Origin of the sequence: Paenibacillus thailandensis (assembly GCF_042685365.1) — a bacterium.
Classification (GTDB): domain Bacteria; phylum Bacillota; class Bacilli; order Paenibacillales; family Paenibacillaceae; genus Paenibacillus_AP; species Paenibacillus_AP thailandensis.
Genome location: NZ_JBHUMY010000012.1, coordinates 243,863 through 255,671, shown reverse-complemented (window position 1 = coordinate 255,671; position 11,809 = coordinate 243,863). Strand labels below are relative to the sequence as shown.

18 protein-coding genes are annotated in these 11,809 nt (G+C 54.1%); 10 read left to right on the top strand and 8 right to left on the bottom strand.

Annotated elements, in window-relative coordinates; all coding sequences use genetic code 11:
• Positions 1-6: 6 nt before the first annotated feature.
• The gene (locus tag ACFSW5_RS12715; RefSeq protein WP_379273482.1) at positions 7-219 is read left to right on the top strand and encodes a DUF2997 domain-containing protein; all 213 of its coding nucleotides are present in this window, start codon (positions 7-9) and stop codon (positions 217-219) included.
• A gap of 95 nt (positions 220-314) precedes the next feature.
• Here the strand turns inward: ACFSW5_RS12715 and ACFSW5_RS12710 are convergent, their stop codons facing one another.
• From ACFSW5_RS12710 to ACFSW5_RS12690, 5 genes are all read right to left on the bottom strand, one after another.
• Positions 315-584 carry a hypothetical protein gene (locus ACFSW5_RS12710; protein WP_379273480.1) on the bottom strand — a complete coding sequence of 90 codons (270 nt, stop codon included), beginning with the start codon at positions 582-584 and terminating at the stop codon, positions 315-317.
• Between the two features lie 115 nt (positions 585-699).
• Positions 700-1,137 carry an Hsp20/alpha crystallin family protein gene (locus tag ACFSW5_RS12705; protein WP_379273478.1) on the bottom strand — a complete coding sequence of 146 codons (438 nt, stop codon included), beginning with the start codon at positions 1,135-1,137 and terminating at the stop codon, positions 700-702.
• Between the two features lie 190 nt (positions 1,138-1,327).
• Positions 1,328-1,441 carry a sporulation protein YjcZ gene (locus ACFSW5_RS12700; protein WP_379273476.1) on the bottom strand — a complete coding sequence of 38 codons (114 nt, stop codon included), beginning with the start codon at positions 1,439-1,441 and terminating at the stop codon, positions 1,328-1,330.
• Positions 1,442-1,649: 208 nt separating this feature from the next.
• Positions 1,650-2,696 (bottom strand): DUF2642 domain-containing protein, encoded by a 1,047-nt coding sequence (locus ACFSW5_RS12695; RefSeq protein ID WP_379273474.1) that lies wholly within the window; start codon positions 2,694-2,696, stop codon positions 1,650-1,652.
• A 148-nt stretch (positions 2,697-2,844) separates the two neighbouring features.
• Entirely contained in the window at positions 2,845-2,997 is a 153-nt protein-coding gene (locus ACFSW5_RS12690; RefSeq protein WP_379273472.1) for a hypothetical protein, read from the bottom strand.
• A gap of 295 nt (positions 2,998-3,292) precedes the next feature.
• Here ACFSW5_RS12690 and ACFSW5_RS12685 point away from each other — a divergent pair, with 295 nt between their 5' ends.
• Together ACFSW5_RS12685 and ACFSW5_RS12680 are read left to right on the top strand one after the other, a co-directional pair.
• On the top strand, positions 3,293-3,751 hold the full coding sequence (locus ACFSW5_RS12685; protein ID WP_379273470.1) for a MarR family winged helix-turn-helix transcriptional regulator: 459 nt from the start codon (positions 3,293-3,295) through the stop codon (positions 3,749-3,751).
• Positions 3,752-3,771: 20 nt separating this feature from the next.
• Positions 3,772-5,070, top strand: coding sequence for a YhgE/Pip domain-containing protein (locus ACFSW5_RS12680; protein ID WP_379273468.1), 1,299 nt, complete (start codon positions 3,772-3,774; stop codon positions 5,068-5,070).
• A 60-nt stretch (positions 5,071-5,130) separates the two neighbouring features.
• Here ACFSW5_RS12680 and ACFSW5_RS12675 read toward each other — a convergent pair whose 3' ends face one another.
• A complete protein-coding gene (locus ACFSW5_RS12675; RefSeq protein ID WP_379273466.1) occupies positions 5,131-5,349 on the bottom strand; it encodes a DUF2905 domain-containing protein in 219 nt (72 codons plus the stop codon).
• A 301-nt stretch (positions 5,350-5,650) separates the two neighbouring features.
• Here ACFSW5_RS12675 and ACFSW5_RS12670 point away from each other — a divergent pair, with 301 nt between their 5' ends.
• The 3 genes from ACFSW5_RS12670 to ACFSW5_RS12660 all read left to right on the top strand — a co-directional run bounded on the left by ACFSW5_RS12670 (position 5,651) and on the right by ACFSW5_RS12660 (position 7,730).
• On the top strand, positions 5,651-6,922 hold the full coding sequence (locus tag ACFSW5_RS12670; RefSeq protein ID WP_379273463.1) for a DNA polymerase IV: 1,272 nt from the start codon (positions 5,651-5,653) through the stop codon (positions 6,920-6,922).
• Positions 6,919-7,254, top strand: coding sequence for a YolD-like family protein (locus tag ACFSW5_RS12665; RefSeq protein ID WP_379273461.1), 336 nt, complete (start codon positions 6,919-6,921; stop codon positions 7,252-7,254). The genes ACFSW5_RS12670 and ACFSW5_RS12665 overlap by 4 nt, the downstream gene beginning before the upstream one ends.
• Before the next feature lie 191 nt (positions 7,255-7,445).
• A complete protein-coding gene (locus ACFSW5_RS12660) occupies positions 7,446-7,730 on the top strand; it encodes a phage holin family protein (RefSeq protein ID WP_379273459.1) in 285 nt (94 codons plus the stop codon).
• 69 nt (positions 7,731-7,799) lie between these two features.
• On the opposite strand, the gene ACFSW5_RS12655 is transcribed toward ACFSW5_RS12660, so the two are convergent.
• The gene (locus ACFSW5_RS12655; RefSeq protein WP_379273457.1) at positions 7,800-7,985 is read right to left on the bottom strand and encodes a DUF2524 domain-containing protein; all 186 of its coding nucleotides are present in this window, start codon (positions 7,983-7,985) and stop codon (positions 7,800-7,802) included.
• A 243-nt stretch (positions 7,986-8,228) separates the two neighbouring features.
• Here ACFSW5_RS12655 and ACFSW5_RS12650 point away from each other — a divergent pair, with 243 nt between their 5' ends.
• From ACFSW5_RS12650 to ACFSW5_RS12635, 4 genes are all read left to right on the top strand, one after another.
• Entirely contained in the window at positions 8,229-8,483 is a 255-nt protein-coding gene (locus tag ACFSW5_RS12650; protein ID WP_379273455.1) for a DUF3892 domain-containing protein, read from the top strand.
• 187 nt (positions 8,484-8,670) lie between these two features.
• Entirely contained in the window at positions 8,671-8,877 is a 207-nt protein-coding gene (locus ACFSW5_RS12645; RefSeq protein WP_379273453.1) for a hypothetical protein, read from the top strand.
• A gap of 176 nt (positions 8,878-9,053) precedes the next feature.
• Complete coding sequence (locus ACFSW5_RS12640) at positions 9,054-9,620, top strand: stalk domain-containing protein (protein ID WP_379273451.1); 567 nt, start codon at positions 9,054-9,056, stop codon at positions 9,618-9,620.
• Positions 9,621-9,769: 149 nt separating this feature from the next.
• Positions 9,770-10,078, top strand: a complete 309-nt coding sequence (locus ACFSW5_RS12635; RefSeq protein ID WP_379273448.1) for a DUF1292 domain-containing protein — start codon at positions 9,770-9,772, stop codon at positions 10,076-10,078.
• Between the two features lie 104 nt (positions 10,079-10,182).
• On the opposite strand, the gene ACFSW5_RS12630 is transcribed toward ACFSW5_RS12635, so the two are convergent.
• Positions 10,183-11,652, bottom strand: a complete 1,470-nt coding sequence (locus ACFSW5_RS12630; protein ID WP_379273446.1) for an aminotransferase class I/II-fold pyridoxal phosphate-dependent enzyme — start codon at positions 11,650-11,652, stop codon at positions 10,183-10,185.
• Positions 11,653-11,809: the final 157 nt, after the last annotated feature.

Genomic DNA, 11,809 nt, shown 5'->3' with positions numbered 1-11,809 from the left:
AACATGATGTCTGAAAAAATTCAAATCCGTATTTTTCCGGACGGTCGCGTTATGGCGGAAACGCTCGGAATAAAAGGAGAAAAATGCACGGACGTTATCCCGCTGCTGGAACAATTGCTGAATGCGGAAGCCGTCGAGGCGGAATACACGGAAGAATTCTATGAGGTCGTTCAGGTGCAGCCGCAGCAGAGCATGAAGAACGATGTCGGTTCGTATTAAATTACCCTTGTTGAAGGCCTATCCACATTTCCGGCAACACGCGCTCCCGACGGTAGAGGCCAAACGTAACCGGTCATCGCTTCGGCCGACTCGGCTCAGCTTTGCTGGAAGATGTAAGCTCCTCGGCTTGGTCCTTTCGTTCTGATCGCGACTTTCGTAGGGAAGCCGCCGCTTAAGCTGCCGATTCGGGCTATACCGTACGGTCTTACCGTAATCGTAACCGTATTGTTCAAGAGCAATACGAAAGGTTTGCAGCTATTGTTGGAAATGGCTAACGTTCCGTTCACTCCTACCGGCACTACAAATAACGGCTTCGTCCCGGAAGTAGGAAAATGAAACGATCCGCTGCGGGAATATTTCGCCATCTTATCCACCTCCTCTATTAATCACTTTATTCGGATTCATAGATTACGTGTGGGTGGCAAACCGGCCTCCATAGGAAAGGGCCGATCCTGTTGCGGACCGGCCCTTTACGACGGGTCAGTGGAAGTCGATGTCGATTCGTTTTTTGTCGCCGGGCCTCGTTTTGGGCATGCGGACTTCCAGCACGCCGTTTTTGTACGAAGCTTTGACGCCTTCGGTCGTAACCGGAGCGGGCAGGCTGATCGAGCGATGGAAGCGTCCGACGTATCTTTCCTGGCGGTGCATATTTTCTTCTTTTACTTCATGGGATCTGTTCATGGTGCCGCTGATGGAAAGGACGTTGTTGTCGATGTCGATGCTTACGTCTTCCTTCTTCTCGAGCCCCGGAATATCGCAGTGGACCACGACCTCGGTTTCCGTCTCGTGCACGTCGACGTTCAAGCTTCCCCAATTGCGGTGCAAGTTAAAGGAATGGAAATCGTTAGGCATGAGCCGGTCGATTTCCTTTCGAATGTTCTCGAAATGACGGAACGGTTCGTACGGGATTAAGCTCATTGATCTCGTTACCTCCATGTTGTCGAGTAGGCTGCTTTTTACGCAAATGTTATATTTTCTAATTCGCGGAGTTTATATGCGTCGGCGCCACGGCGTGCAAATAACGCCAAAAAGGCCCTAAACGGGCCTTTTTGGGGGAGGTACGATAGCGGTGTATATTCTGGTACAGGGAGAGATGGAGTTCCGGTTGTCAGTATCCTTTACCGTAGCCGCCCCAGCCGCAGCCACATACAATAATGACCAGCAGGATGAAGAGGACTAAAATGAACCCAAATGCGTGTCCGCCATAACCGAAACCTGACATTCTCATTGCACCTCCTTGTCGTGGAGTACTCTATACCATATGCATGGCCGAGCTCCGTGGCTTGGGTATGTGCCGGAGAGACAAATGACCATTTCCAGCCGCCTACTTCGGGTGGCTAAACGTGCGGACGAAACGAAGAAGCGCCCCCAAGCCTCTGTTAAAGAGGCGGGGGCGCTTCTTTTTACGACTAACTAAGATTTCGAATCGGTTACTTGAAACATTTCTCTTTCTTCGGCATGACCCATACGATTTCGGCGATTCGTATATAAGCGTTGTGAAGAGGCAGCTCGAGCACGATATGGTCGGGCCTTACTTCAATCAGGATGCCCTCGAGAGGGCCCCATGTCGTTTGCACCAGAACGCAGCAGCCGATCAGGCTTTTTAACGTGTCCACCAAATAAGGTTCGACGTTCGATACGAGCTGCACCGGGGTCGGACCGGCCGAGGCGGGGCTTACTTCCCCTTTCATGCCCGTAAAGGCCGGGCTATACGGTTTATTCGGCCCCAGGCCGGCATGGACCGGAGCTGCCTGGACATGGTATATTTCCGCCGGAGCCGCCTGGATGTACGGCCCTGCGTGCACGGGCAAAAGTTGGGCCGGAACGGTCTGAAGCGGGCTAATTTGCTGATTGGGGCCGGCTAAAGCGGATAAAATTTGCGCCGCGCTTTTTTCCAATGCCTGACTGAACTGCTGGTTGGAGTCGGTGTAACTCGGCAAAATTTGAGCCGGAGCCGCCTGCGCCTGGATCATCTGCTGGTTGGGACCGGTGTAGCTCGGCAAAATTTGAGCCGGAGCCGCCTGCGCTTGGATCATCTGCTGGTTGGGAGAGGTGTAGCTCGGCAAAATCTGGGCCGGGGCCGCCTGCGCCTGGATCATCTGCTGGTTGGGAGAGGTGTAGCTCGGCAAAATTTGGGCCGGGGCCGCCTGCGCCTGGCTTACCTGCTGGTTAGGGGCAGTGTAGCTCGGCAAAATTTGCCCCGGGCTTGCTTGCGTTTGGCTTACCTGCAAATTCGGGCTCGTCTGTAGGTTGATGATCGGCGTTTGGGCCGCTTGCGCTTGAGTTGCCGGTTTGGAAGGAAGAATTTGCGCCGGACTTCCCTGTGCCTGGCTGAATGACTTTGGACTAGCGGCCGACGGCGTTATTTTCGACGGCGCCTGCTGGGCTTGCGCTTGCATTTGGCTTGTCGGTTTTTTGGGGCCAATTTCTCCGCGCTCGTCATAATCTGGATGGTACAAATGATCAGCTCCCTGCATGAATAGGTTTGCTCCCATCATATGCAGCAAGCGCCCGGTAGTTGTAAGAGGAGCCTATCGCAAAAAAAACAGACCCGGGGAATCCGGGTCTGCCGTCGTTTATATTTCGAGAGAAGAGTACAGGCGGTATTATGGCGAGATTCAGTTATTAGCAGCCTTTGCCGTAATCGCCTTTATAGCCGTAGTCGCCTTTATGGCCGCCGAAAAAACCGCAGCCACATATAATGATTACCAACAGAATGAAAAGGACCAATATAAATCCGAAGCTTCCATAACCGCCACCATAACCGTATCCGGACATCTTCACTGCACCTCCTTGTATTTGGAGTACCCTTTACCTTATGCGCTGCGCTTCGGAATAGCTTGGGTGTTTGTTCCCTGTGCATTTGACCATTTGTATTTGACCTTCGCGGACAATTGCCGGGCATCGAAGGTTGACGGGGGAATAAACCTCGATGAAAACGGTTAATTTAATTCATATAATATTAGAACAATCTAAGTTTATTGCGGTTTTTCCATGATTTATTAAACGAATAATGGTTTACAACTTAGAAGTTTTTAATTATCATAGAGTATATTATTAAGCGGGTGAAACGATGGACGAACAAATTTCGGTTGATACACTTATTCAGTCTTTCAAGGAAATCTCGAAGCAATTGGCGGCCCCTAGACTAAAATCGATCGGCGACCATTTAAGACGCCATGAGCTGTCGCTGAACCAATATTCCATCCTGGCGTTCGTCAAGGAGAACCGGCATAGCTCCTCCAGCCAGCTCGCGGCCAAGCTAAACTTGAAGGCCGCCTCCATCACTTATTTGGTGGATTCGCTCGAGAAGCGGGGATTGGTCGAGCGGATGTCGAATCCGGAGGACCGGCGGAGCCACTATATCCGTCTGACGGAAGCCGGCGAAGAGCTTATTCCGATTCCCGAGGACGACGCGCTGCTGGCGCGCCAATTCGAGCAATTGAGCGCCGACGACAAAGATATTTTATATTTGATATTGCGGCTGATGAAAAATAAATTTATATTTTCGGATCGTCGCGACGAAACATAAGCATTTGGGAGTTTGATCATATGAAGAGGTTATTAAAAGTGAAAATCGCGTGGTTTCCCGTTTGGGCAATCGCGCTTCTTATGATGTCCATGATTTGCGTTTATTTGCCTGTATTTAACGGAGCGGCTCAGCGCCTGACCGATTTTCCGCTTGTCGTCGTCAATGAGGACGAGCATTTTGCGCAATCCGCGGCAGGCCGGGCGTTTATGGATCAATTGCCGACAAGCAGCGGAGATCAATCGTTCGAATGGACGGAGAAGCCGAGCAAACAGAAGGCTGTCGATTACTTGAAGGAGAACAAGGCGTATGGCGCCATCGTCATCCCCGAGGACTTCTCCGGCTCAATCGCAAAGGTTCAACAAGCGCTCCAGTCCGGACAGTCGGATGCGGAGCCCGCTCATGTTGAAATTTTGATCAACGAAGGAGCAGGGCAAATTCCGACTTCAGCCGCGACAAGCGTGCTGCAGCAGACGGCGGATGCGTTGTCTGCCGCGATCGTGGAGCAGATGACGGGAAGCTTGTCCGCAAGCGGAGCCCGGCTTTCTCCGGAAGCCGCAGCGCTGCTCGAGAAGCCGGTTGCGGCAACAACCGCAAACGCATTGGGCTTGCCGTCTAACGTAAACAAAGGGATGACGCCGTTTATACTCGTTATGATCTGCTCGATCGGCGGCCTGATGGGCACGCAGATGATTCAAGGCTATACGTCCAAAATAAGTGAACGGATGCGGGAAAAGGGCGTCAAGCTGACGCATTCGGCCGTTATGCTTGCCGAATTCGTTTTAAGCCTCGTTTTAGGTTTCGGCATTGCGTTGCTGGCGCAAATTTTCGTCTTTGGAATATTTGGCGCCTCCCATTCCGCGAACGTATGGAAAATATTCGGATTTACGCTGCTTTCGTCCTGGACGATGCTGTTCCTGTTCAAGACGGTTTCTCTTGTTTTCGGCCGATGGGCGATGCTTCTCATGTTCCCGATCAACATTCTCGGCATCTTTACAAGCGGCGGAGCCTTTGCGATTACGAGCTTACCGGACTTCCACCGGTTCGTGAGCAACTTTATTCCTACCCGCTATTTGGTGGACGGGCTGCGCTCGCTTTTGTATTACAACGGCAATATGGAAGCGGGGCTTGGCCTTTCGCTTATCGTTATTGTTTCTTACCTCGTTTTTTTCTTCGCCGTCTGCGCCATCCGTTACTTCCATACGTACCGGATCGAGCTGGCGGAGGATGAACGGCCCGGCCGTCCAGCGGCCGGCAGCACGGTCGGCAGCACGGCCGCACCGCAGCAGGCCGGCAACGCGGCCGCACCCGTTCAATCGTAACAACGTTACGTCAAGAGGCAGCCAGCCTAAGCGAGCCATTCGCCCGGGCAGGCTGCCGTTTTATTTGGAAAACCACCTAACGATGTAGCCGATAAGGGATAGGACGACGCTGATGACGATGCAGGTGACGATCGGAAAATAAAATTTCACATTGCCCTTCTCGACGGCAATATCTCCCGGCAGCCGCCCGAGCGGGATATATTTGCCGATAACGGCCCACAGCACGCCGATAACTGTTAACGCCGCCCCCGCGATAATCAAATATTTCGCGATATTCATGTGCAGGCTCCTTCCTTGCTTTTTGTTCCTGTCATTACCATTATAACGGATTCCGCCGTCCGGCAGCCTCGCCTCCGCCCAAAAAGCGGCAGGCAGAAAAATCCTGTGGAATAAGAACGCTTGTTCGGCATATAATAATAGCGAACATAAGTTCTGTTCGAATATTGCAAAACGGCCCGTCTTGGAGAAGGACGCGGAGCCGTAAGAAGCTTGCGGAGGGACCCTGTGATGTTCATAAAGCGGATCGATTATGCCGCCGCCGCGGCGAATTCCGTTTGGACCGCGAAGCTGGTGAGCGGCTATGCCGGCTAATAACGCCAATGTCATTATGCTCGCGGATTGTCAATCGTTTTATGCATCGGTGGAGAAAGCGGAGCATCCCGAATATCGGGATAAACCCGTCGTCGTCGCGGGCGACCCGGAACGCCGGTCCGGCATCGTGCTGGCCGCCTGCCCCATAGCGAAAGCCCGCGGCATTACGACCGCCGAGAGGCTCGGCGAGGCGCTGGCCAAGTGCCCCGAGCTCGTCGTGATCAAACCGCGGATGCAAAAATATATCGACGTGTCCATGCAGATTACGGACATTTATTTGAGCTATACCGATCTGGTGGAGCCCTACAGCATCGACGAGCAATTTCTGGACGTGACCGGATCGCTTCATCTGTACGGCGGTCCGGAGGAGCTGGCGCGGATCATTCAGCGCCGCATTCAGGAGGAGACGGGCGTCTACGCGCGGTTCGGCATCGGCGAGAACAAAATTTTGGCCAAGATGGCATGCGACAACTACGCCAAAAAAAGCGACGGCGGCCTTTATATGTTATCGAAGGACAATCTGGCCGAGACGTTGTGGAAGCTTCCGGTCAGCCATATGTTTATGTCCGGCAGCCGGATGACCCGGCATTTTCACGCGATGGGCATGCCGACGATCGGCAGCGTGGCGGAGACGCCGCTTGCGAAGCTGAAGCAGATGATGCGCCGGAAGTTCGGGAAAAACTCCGACATTCAGGCGGAGCTGTATTGGCGGATTGCCCGCGGCATCGACGACAGCCCGGTCGCGCCGGGGACCCATCGGGTCGATCCGAAATCGGTCGGCCATATGATGACGCTGCCCCGCGATTACGGGAAGCTGGAGGAGATTAAAGTCGTGCTGCTGGAGTTGACGGAGCTGGTGTGCCAGCGCTGCCGGGAGCTTGGGTTTATGGGGCATGTCGTAACGGTGGGCTGCATGGGCGCCGATTACGACCGGCCGACGGGCTTCAACCGCCAGATGAAAATGGACGATCCGTCCAACATAACGAACCACGTTTACCGCTGGGCTTGCAAGCTGCTCGAACGGCATTGGGACGGCCTGCCGATCCGCAGAGTCGGCGTAAGCCTGTCGCAGCTGACGTCCGACGCCGAATACCAGCTGTCGCTGTTCGATATGGACCGGGAGAAGTCGATGGCGCTGGAGAAGGCGGTCGACGCTTTGAAGCGCAAATACGGGAACTCCGTTCTGATCAGAGCCGTGTCCAAGACGGCGGCCGGCCAAGCGCTCGACCGCTCGGCGAAGATAGGAGGCCATTACAAATGACGCGAAAAAAACTTGAAGGCAACGGCCTATGGGAATCGAGCCGGATGATGCTGCCCGAGCATAAGGCGGCCATTAACGAAAGGGAACGGGAGTCGAGGCGCAGGCGGAGAATCGAGCTTGACGAAAGCGAGTGGGAACGCATTTCGAATATCGTGGCCGAATCGATGGAGCATCGCAAGCCGATCCGCCTTCGCCTTTACGATCCGTACGAGGAGCGGTTGGCGGAGGGCGTCGTGGAACGGGTGGACGCCTTGCGCGGCCGCCTGCTGCTTGGCGGAGCATGGCTGGCCGTTCGCGATATCGAAGCCGCCTCCCCGGAAGGGGAGGCGTAGCTTCGCCCCAAAAAAAATTGGACAAAGCACTCGTATGGCGACCGGATGAACGCATACCATATAAATAAGCCCCGTATTCATTCGGCACGATGGCCGGCATCGAAAAGAGAAGCATCGCCGGGCGCATGACCGAAGCGGGCTCTCGCCGATACTTTCCGGTACGGTAAGAGATGGACAAGGAGTGATGTTTGATGTTGGAGAAAGTTGAACAGCTCATTGATCCAAGTCTTATGATTGTTGTCGTCGCTTGTTGGGTCATCGGCTATGCGTTAAAGCAAACGCCGCGCGTGCCCGATTGGTCGATTATTTACGCGGTGACGGCCGTTGCGATCGTTTTTGCTTCGCTGATCCTCGGCTTTAACGTGCAAAGCGTGCTGCAAGGCATTTTGTGCGGAGCTTTTGCGGTATACGGGAATCAGCTGGTGAAGCAAACGAACGAAGCGGTCGCCATGCGCAGAAGCAAAAAAGGGAAGTGACCCGCCTGCCCCTATAGGCGGAAAATACGGCCCGGAAACGCTCTTTAGGCGTATAAGCCCAATCGGAAATTATTCCGCTTGGCCGGGAATGCTGCATTTATTTCGAATAAACCGGATTTGATTTTGCAGATGGTTGATTTGCTGTTCCGTTTCCGCAGAAGCTCCGCCCGCCCGCTGCAGCGCATCCAGCTGCTCCAGCAGTTTCGGAAGGTCAACGGACGCTTGGGAGCAATCGTAGCTGCTTTCCAGATTCATGATCGATAATGGCCTCCATTCTTGTAAGCTGGCGATTGAAAAAGTTCCGACGCGCCATCTGTAGTATGGGCATCCGGAGCGCCATTATGCGGGCGGCGGAACGAACCGGACGGGAACGGGCGACTGCGGCGGGCAGCCCCGCTTCGTGACAACCTTGCATAGAAACGGGCTTTTCCGCCCATGTTATAAAGGGTCCGATATTACATGCGGGCATTAAGCCCGCTAATGCGGGGAGCGATGGAAATGGAACAGACAGGCGCAGGTATGGCCGACAACAGAGAACGTTTCGTAGCCGTGCAGAAAAACGGCGACGGCGACATCACTTCGTTCCAGACGTCTTCGGGACGGGTGCTCGATTATACGGCGGCGCTGCAGGAAGTGCAGGCGGGACGGATTGCCGGCGTAAACGCGTTTAAAGGACGCGACGGCGAAACGTACATCCGAGGCGACGCAGACGGGGATCCGACGAACAACCTCGACAATCTGCCTCCATTCTAGCTTGAGGCGACGATCCTTTGTTAAATCGTAAACGGCCGGCGTCTCGCTGCGGCGAGCCGCCGGCCGTTATACAGGTTTAAGGCCTGCCGTCAATTATTGTTGCGGTTGACGCTTTAAGCCGGGCGCATTTGTCTTCTCTGCTGCATACGATGCAATCAGGAACGCAGCAGAGGGGCAGGGAAACGCGATGAGCAAAGGAAAAAGCAGCGCCGCCAAAAAAACGAAAAAGCCGGCAAGCGAGCGAAAGCAATATCATTATAAGCTGGTGCTTTCGGACACATGCGCCGTTTGCAAAACGCCGTGCGCAAGAGGAATGAGCTATTACAACCGCATGCAGGAGCCGGGAGCGATCGGCAAAGGGGTTCCTTGCATTTTGACGAGAACCTATTCGTAAAGGGAAGGGATACGTCTTCATTTCCCGGGCAAGCGCAGCAATAGACAACTTTTGACAGGCTTTCTTCCGCGGCGGGCGGGGAGCGGGCCTTTATTTTTGCCGCGACCGCAACTTTCGGACAGGAATCGAGTATAACCTAACATCCAGAAATAGCCGGATGGAGGGTATGGCGGAAAATGAAATGGAAGAAAGTTGTCATGTGGGCGTCAGTGCTTATGCTCGCGGGGGGCACGGTTATATTTGCGGACGAAGCGGTGCAAAGCGTGCGGGTATACATTAACGGCAGCGAATCCGGAGAGGACGGGGTCGTAATCGACGGCAAAGCGTATTTGCCGCTGCGGGAGGTTGCAGACAGCCTGGGCGCGCAAGTCACGTGGAACAATGCCGGCAAGAAGGCGACCATTATAAAACCTAATGTGCACCTTGTGTTATTCAAGGATAACGCGATTTTCGGCAAGGTGTCCAAAGGGAATAAATATACTTTTAGCGTATTCGCGCAAGTGGATAATTTGAAAACCAGCATATCGGCCATCAAAATCTCGATCGTCGATCCTCGGGGCAAAGAGAAGACGATCCAGTCGCAAACGCAGGAAATTACGAAGGACAATTTCTGGTACAGAACGGAAGATGTGCAATACAGCTTCGATTATGCCGGGAAATATGCGGTCCGTTTCTCTCTGAAGGTCAATCCGGACGATGAATGGACAACGGTATCCGAATTGCTGATTTCGTCGGAATCTTAAGGTGAAGGCGTCTTCCTCGCGGGCTACCGGGAGTTCGAGGCGCCTTTGTCCTTGGGCGAGACGGTGAAGCCGCCTTATGGTTTGACCGGAGATGGCGGTCATGGTACGATACGGAAGAAATGCATCAACTACTGAAATGGGGTAAACAAATGAGCGAGCACGTCCATGACGAAAACTGCAACCATGACCATGAGCATGAGGAGCATGTCTTCGTCGTAACGAACGACGAAGGCGAAGAACGCGAGATGGTGATGGTATATACATTCGAGTCCGAGGACAACGTATACGCCGTATTGCTGGATCGCAACGATATCGAAGCGGACGGCGTTATTTTCCGCATCGAGGAAGAAGACGGGGAAGCGTTCCTTGTCGGCATCGAGGACGATGAAGAATGGGACCGCGTAGCGGCCATCTACGAAGAAATCGCCCGCACCGAAAACGAAAACAACCAAGCGTAAGAAAACATGAAAAAGAGGCCGGACAGGCCTCTTTTTGTTTTGCGGAAAAAAAGCCGGGAGCCTCGATCCGCCAGCGGCGAAAGGCTCCCGGCAATCGTTTGCCGTCAGGAAATGGCCGTTTCTTCCACGATTACTTTTACGAATTCGATGCTCCGGTCTTCCGGACCTTTCACCGGGAGTCCGACTTCGACATGGTCGACGATGTAATCGATGTTCTTCTGCGATATAACCTCGCCCGGCAGCAAAATCGGGATGCCCGGCGGGTACACGTAAATGAACTCCGCGATAATCCGGCCGGCCGACTCCTTGAACGGAATCGTTTCCGTCTCGGCGTAGAAGGCGTCGCGCGGCGTCAGCGACAGCTGCGGGATGTCCGGGATTTTGACGATCAGCTCCCGGGCCTCGGCGCCTTCGTGGAACCGTTCGGACAAGTCGCGAAGGGCGGCCAGCAGCTTCTCGACGGATTCTTCGTTGTCGCCGGCCGTGATCAGGCACAAAATATTGTACATGTCGCTAAGCTCGATTTCGACGTTGTGATGCTCGCGCAGCCAGTTCTCCACGTCGTAGCCGGTAATGCCCAGATGGCGCACATGGACGGTCACTTTGGTCGGGTCGTAATCGTAGGTGGCTTCGTCCCCGAGCAGCTCTTCGCCAAAGCAGTAAAGACCGGGAATTTGGTTGATTTGCTCCCGGGCGTAGGTCGCCAGCTTAATGGCGCGCTCCGCCATTTCGTGCCCGTTGATGGCCAGATTGCGGCGGGACGTATCGAGCGAGCCGAGCAGCAGGTACGACGTCGAAGTCGTCGTCAGCATGCTTATAATCGTTTGGACGCGGTAAGGGTTGACGTAGCCTTTGCGCACGTTCAGAATGGAGCTTTGCGTCATGGAGCCGCCCAGCTTGTGGACGCTGGTCGCCGCCATATCCGCGCCGGCTTGCATCGCCGACATCGGCAGCTTCTCGTGAAAATGAATGAGCACGCCGTGGGCTTCGTCGACAAGCACCGGAATGTCGTACGAGTGGACGAGATCGACGATTTCTTTCAAATTGGCGCAAATGCCGAAGTAAGTCGGATTGATGACGAGCACGGCTTTGGCGTCCGGATGGCGTTCCAGCGCCCTGCGGACCGAGCGGGTCGTAATGCCGTGGTCGATGCCCAGATTGGCGTCGCGCGCGGGCGAAATAAAGACCGGACGAGCGCCGGCGAAGATGATCGCCGACATGACCGACTTATGGACGTTGCGCGGAACGATAATTTTATCGCCGGGCGAGCAGACGGACAAAATCATCGTCATGATCGCGCCGCTTGTGCCTTGTACCGAAAAATACGTGTAATCCGCGCCAAAAGCGTCGGCGGCAAGCTTCTGGGCTTCTTCGATGACGCCTGTCGGCTGATGAAGGTCGTCCAGCGGAGCTATATTGATAAGGTCGATCGACAACGCGTTGTCGCCGATAAATTCGCGAAATTCCGGATCGGTGCCGAAACCTTTTTTATGTCCCGGTATGTGAAACTGGACCGGATTATGCGCCGCATGGTTGCGGAGCGCGGTGAACAGCGGGGTTTTGTTGTGATCCATCGCTTTTCATCCCTGCCTTTTCTACTGATGTGAGAGCTGTAAACAAACTAGGATGAGTATAGCAAAACCGTCTCGGAATGCAAGGAGCAATTTTGCGGTACGGGCCGAGTTCGACGAATGTTCAATTGTTAATATGGCACTTCGGAACGAATATGGT

Coding starts and splice junctions, on each gene's coding strand:
- ACFSW5_RS12715 (WP_379273482.1), top strand. CDS start 7: ATGTCTGAAAAAATTCAAATCCGTATTTTTCCGGACGGTCGCGTTATG.
- ACFSW5_RS12710 (WP_379273480.1), bottom strand. CDS start 584: ATGGCGAAATATTCCCGCAGCGGATCGTTTCATTTTCCTACTTCCGGG.
- ACFSW5_RS12705 (WP_379273478.1), bottom strand. CDS start 1,137: ATGAGCTTAATCCCGTACGAACCGTTCCGTCATTTCGAGAACATTCGA.
- ACFSW5_RS12700 (WP_379273476.1), bottom strand. CDS start 1,441: ATGTCAGGTTTCGGTTATGGCGGACACGCATTTGGGTTCATTTTAGTC.
- ACFSW5_RS12695 (WP_379273474.1), bottom strand. CDS start 2,696: ATGCAGGGAGCTGATCATTTGTACCATCCAGATTATGACGAGCGCGGA.
- ACFSW5_RS12690 (WP_379273472.1), bottom strand. CDS start 2,997: ATGTCCGGATACGGTTATGGTGGCGGTTATGGAAGCTTCGGATTTATA.
- ACFSW5_RS12685 (WP_379273470.1), top strand. CDS start 3,293: ATGGACGAACAAATTTCGGTTGATACACTTATTCAGTCTTTCAAGGAA.
- ACFSW5_RS12680 (WP_379273468.1), top strand. CDS start 3,772: ATGAAGAGGTTATTAAAAGTGAAAATCGCGTGGTTTCCCGTTTGGGCA.
- ACFSW5_RS12675 (WP_379273466.1), bottom strand. CDS start 5,349: ATGAATATCGCGAAATATTTGATTATCGCGGGGGCGGCGTTAACAGTT.
- ACFSW5_RS12670 (WP_379273463.1), top strand. CDS start 5,651: ATGCCGGCTAATAACGCCAATGTCATTATGCTCGCGGATTGTCAATCG.
- ACFSW5_RS12665 (WP_379273461.1), top strand. CDS start 6,919: ATGACGCGAAAAAAACTTGAAGGCAACGGCCTATGGGAATCGAGCCGG.
- ACFSW5_RS12660 (WP_379273459.1), top strand. CDS start 7,446: ATGTTGGAGAAAGTTGAACAGCTCATTGATCCAAGTCTTATGATTGTT.
- ACFSW5_RS12655 (WP_379273457.1), bottom strand. CDS start 7,985: ATGAATCTGGAAAGCAGCTACGATTGCTCCCAAGCGTCCGTTGACCTT.
- ACFSW5_RS12650 (WP_379273455.1), top strand. CDS start 8,229: ATGGAACAGACAGGCGCAGGTATGGCCGACAACAGAGAACGTTTCGTA.
- ACFSW5_RS12645 (WP_379273453.1), top strand. CDS start 8,671: ATGAGCAAAGGAAAAAGCAGCGCCGCCAAAAAAACGAAAAAGCCGGCA.
- ACFSW5_RS12640 (WP_379273451.1), top strand. CDS start 9,054: ATGAAATGGAAGAAAGTTGTCATGTGGGCGTCAGTGCTTATGCTCGCG.
- ACFSW5_RS12635 (WP_379273448.1), top strand. CDS start 9,770: ATGAGCGAGCACGTCCATGACGAAAACTGCAACCATGACCATGAGCAT.
- ACFSW5_RS12630 (WP_379273446.1), bottom strand. CDS start 11,652: ATGGATCACAACAAAACCCCGCTGTTCACCGCGCTCCGCAACCATGCG.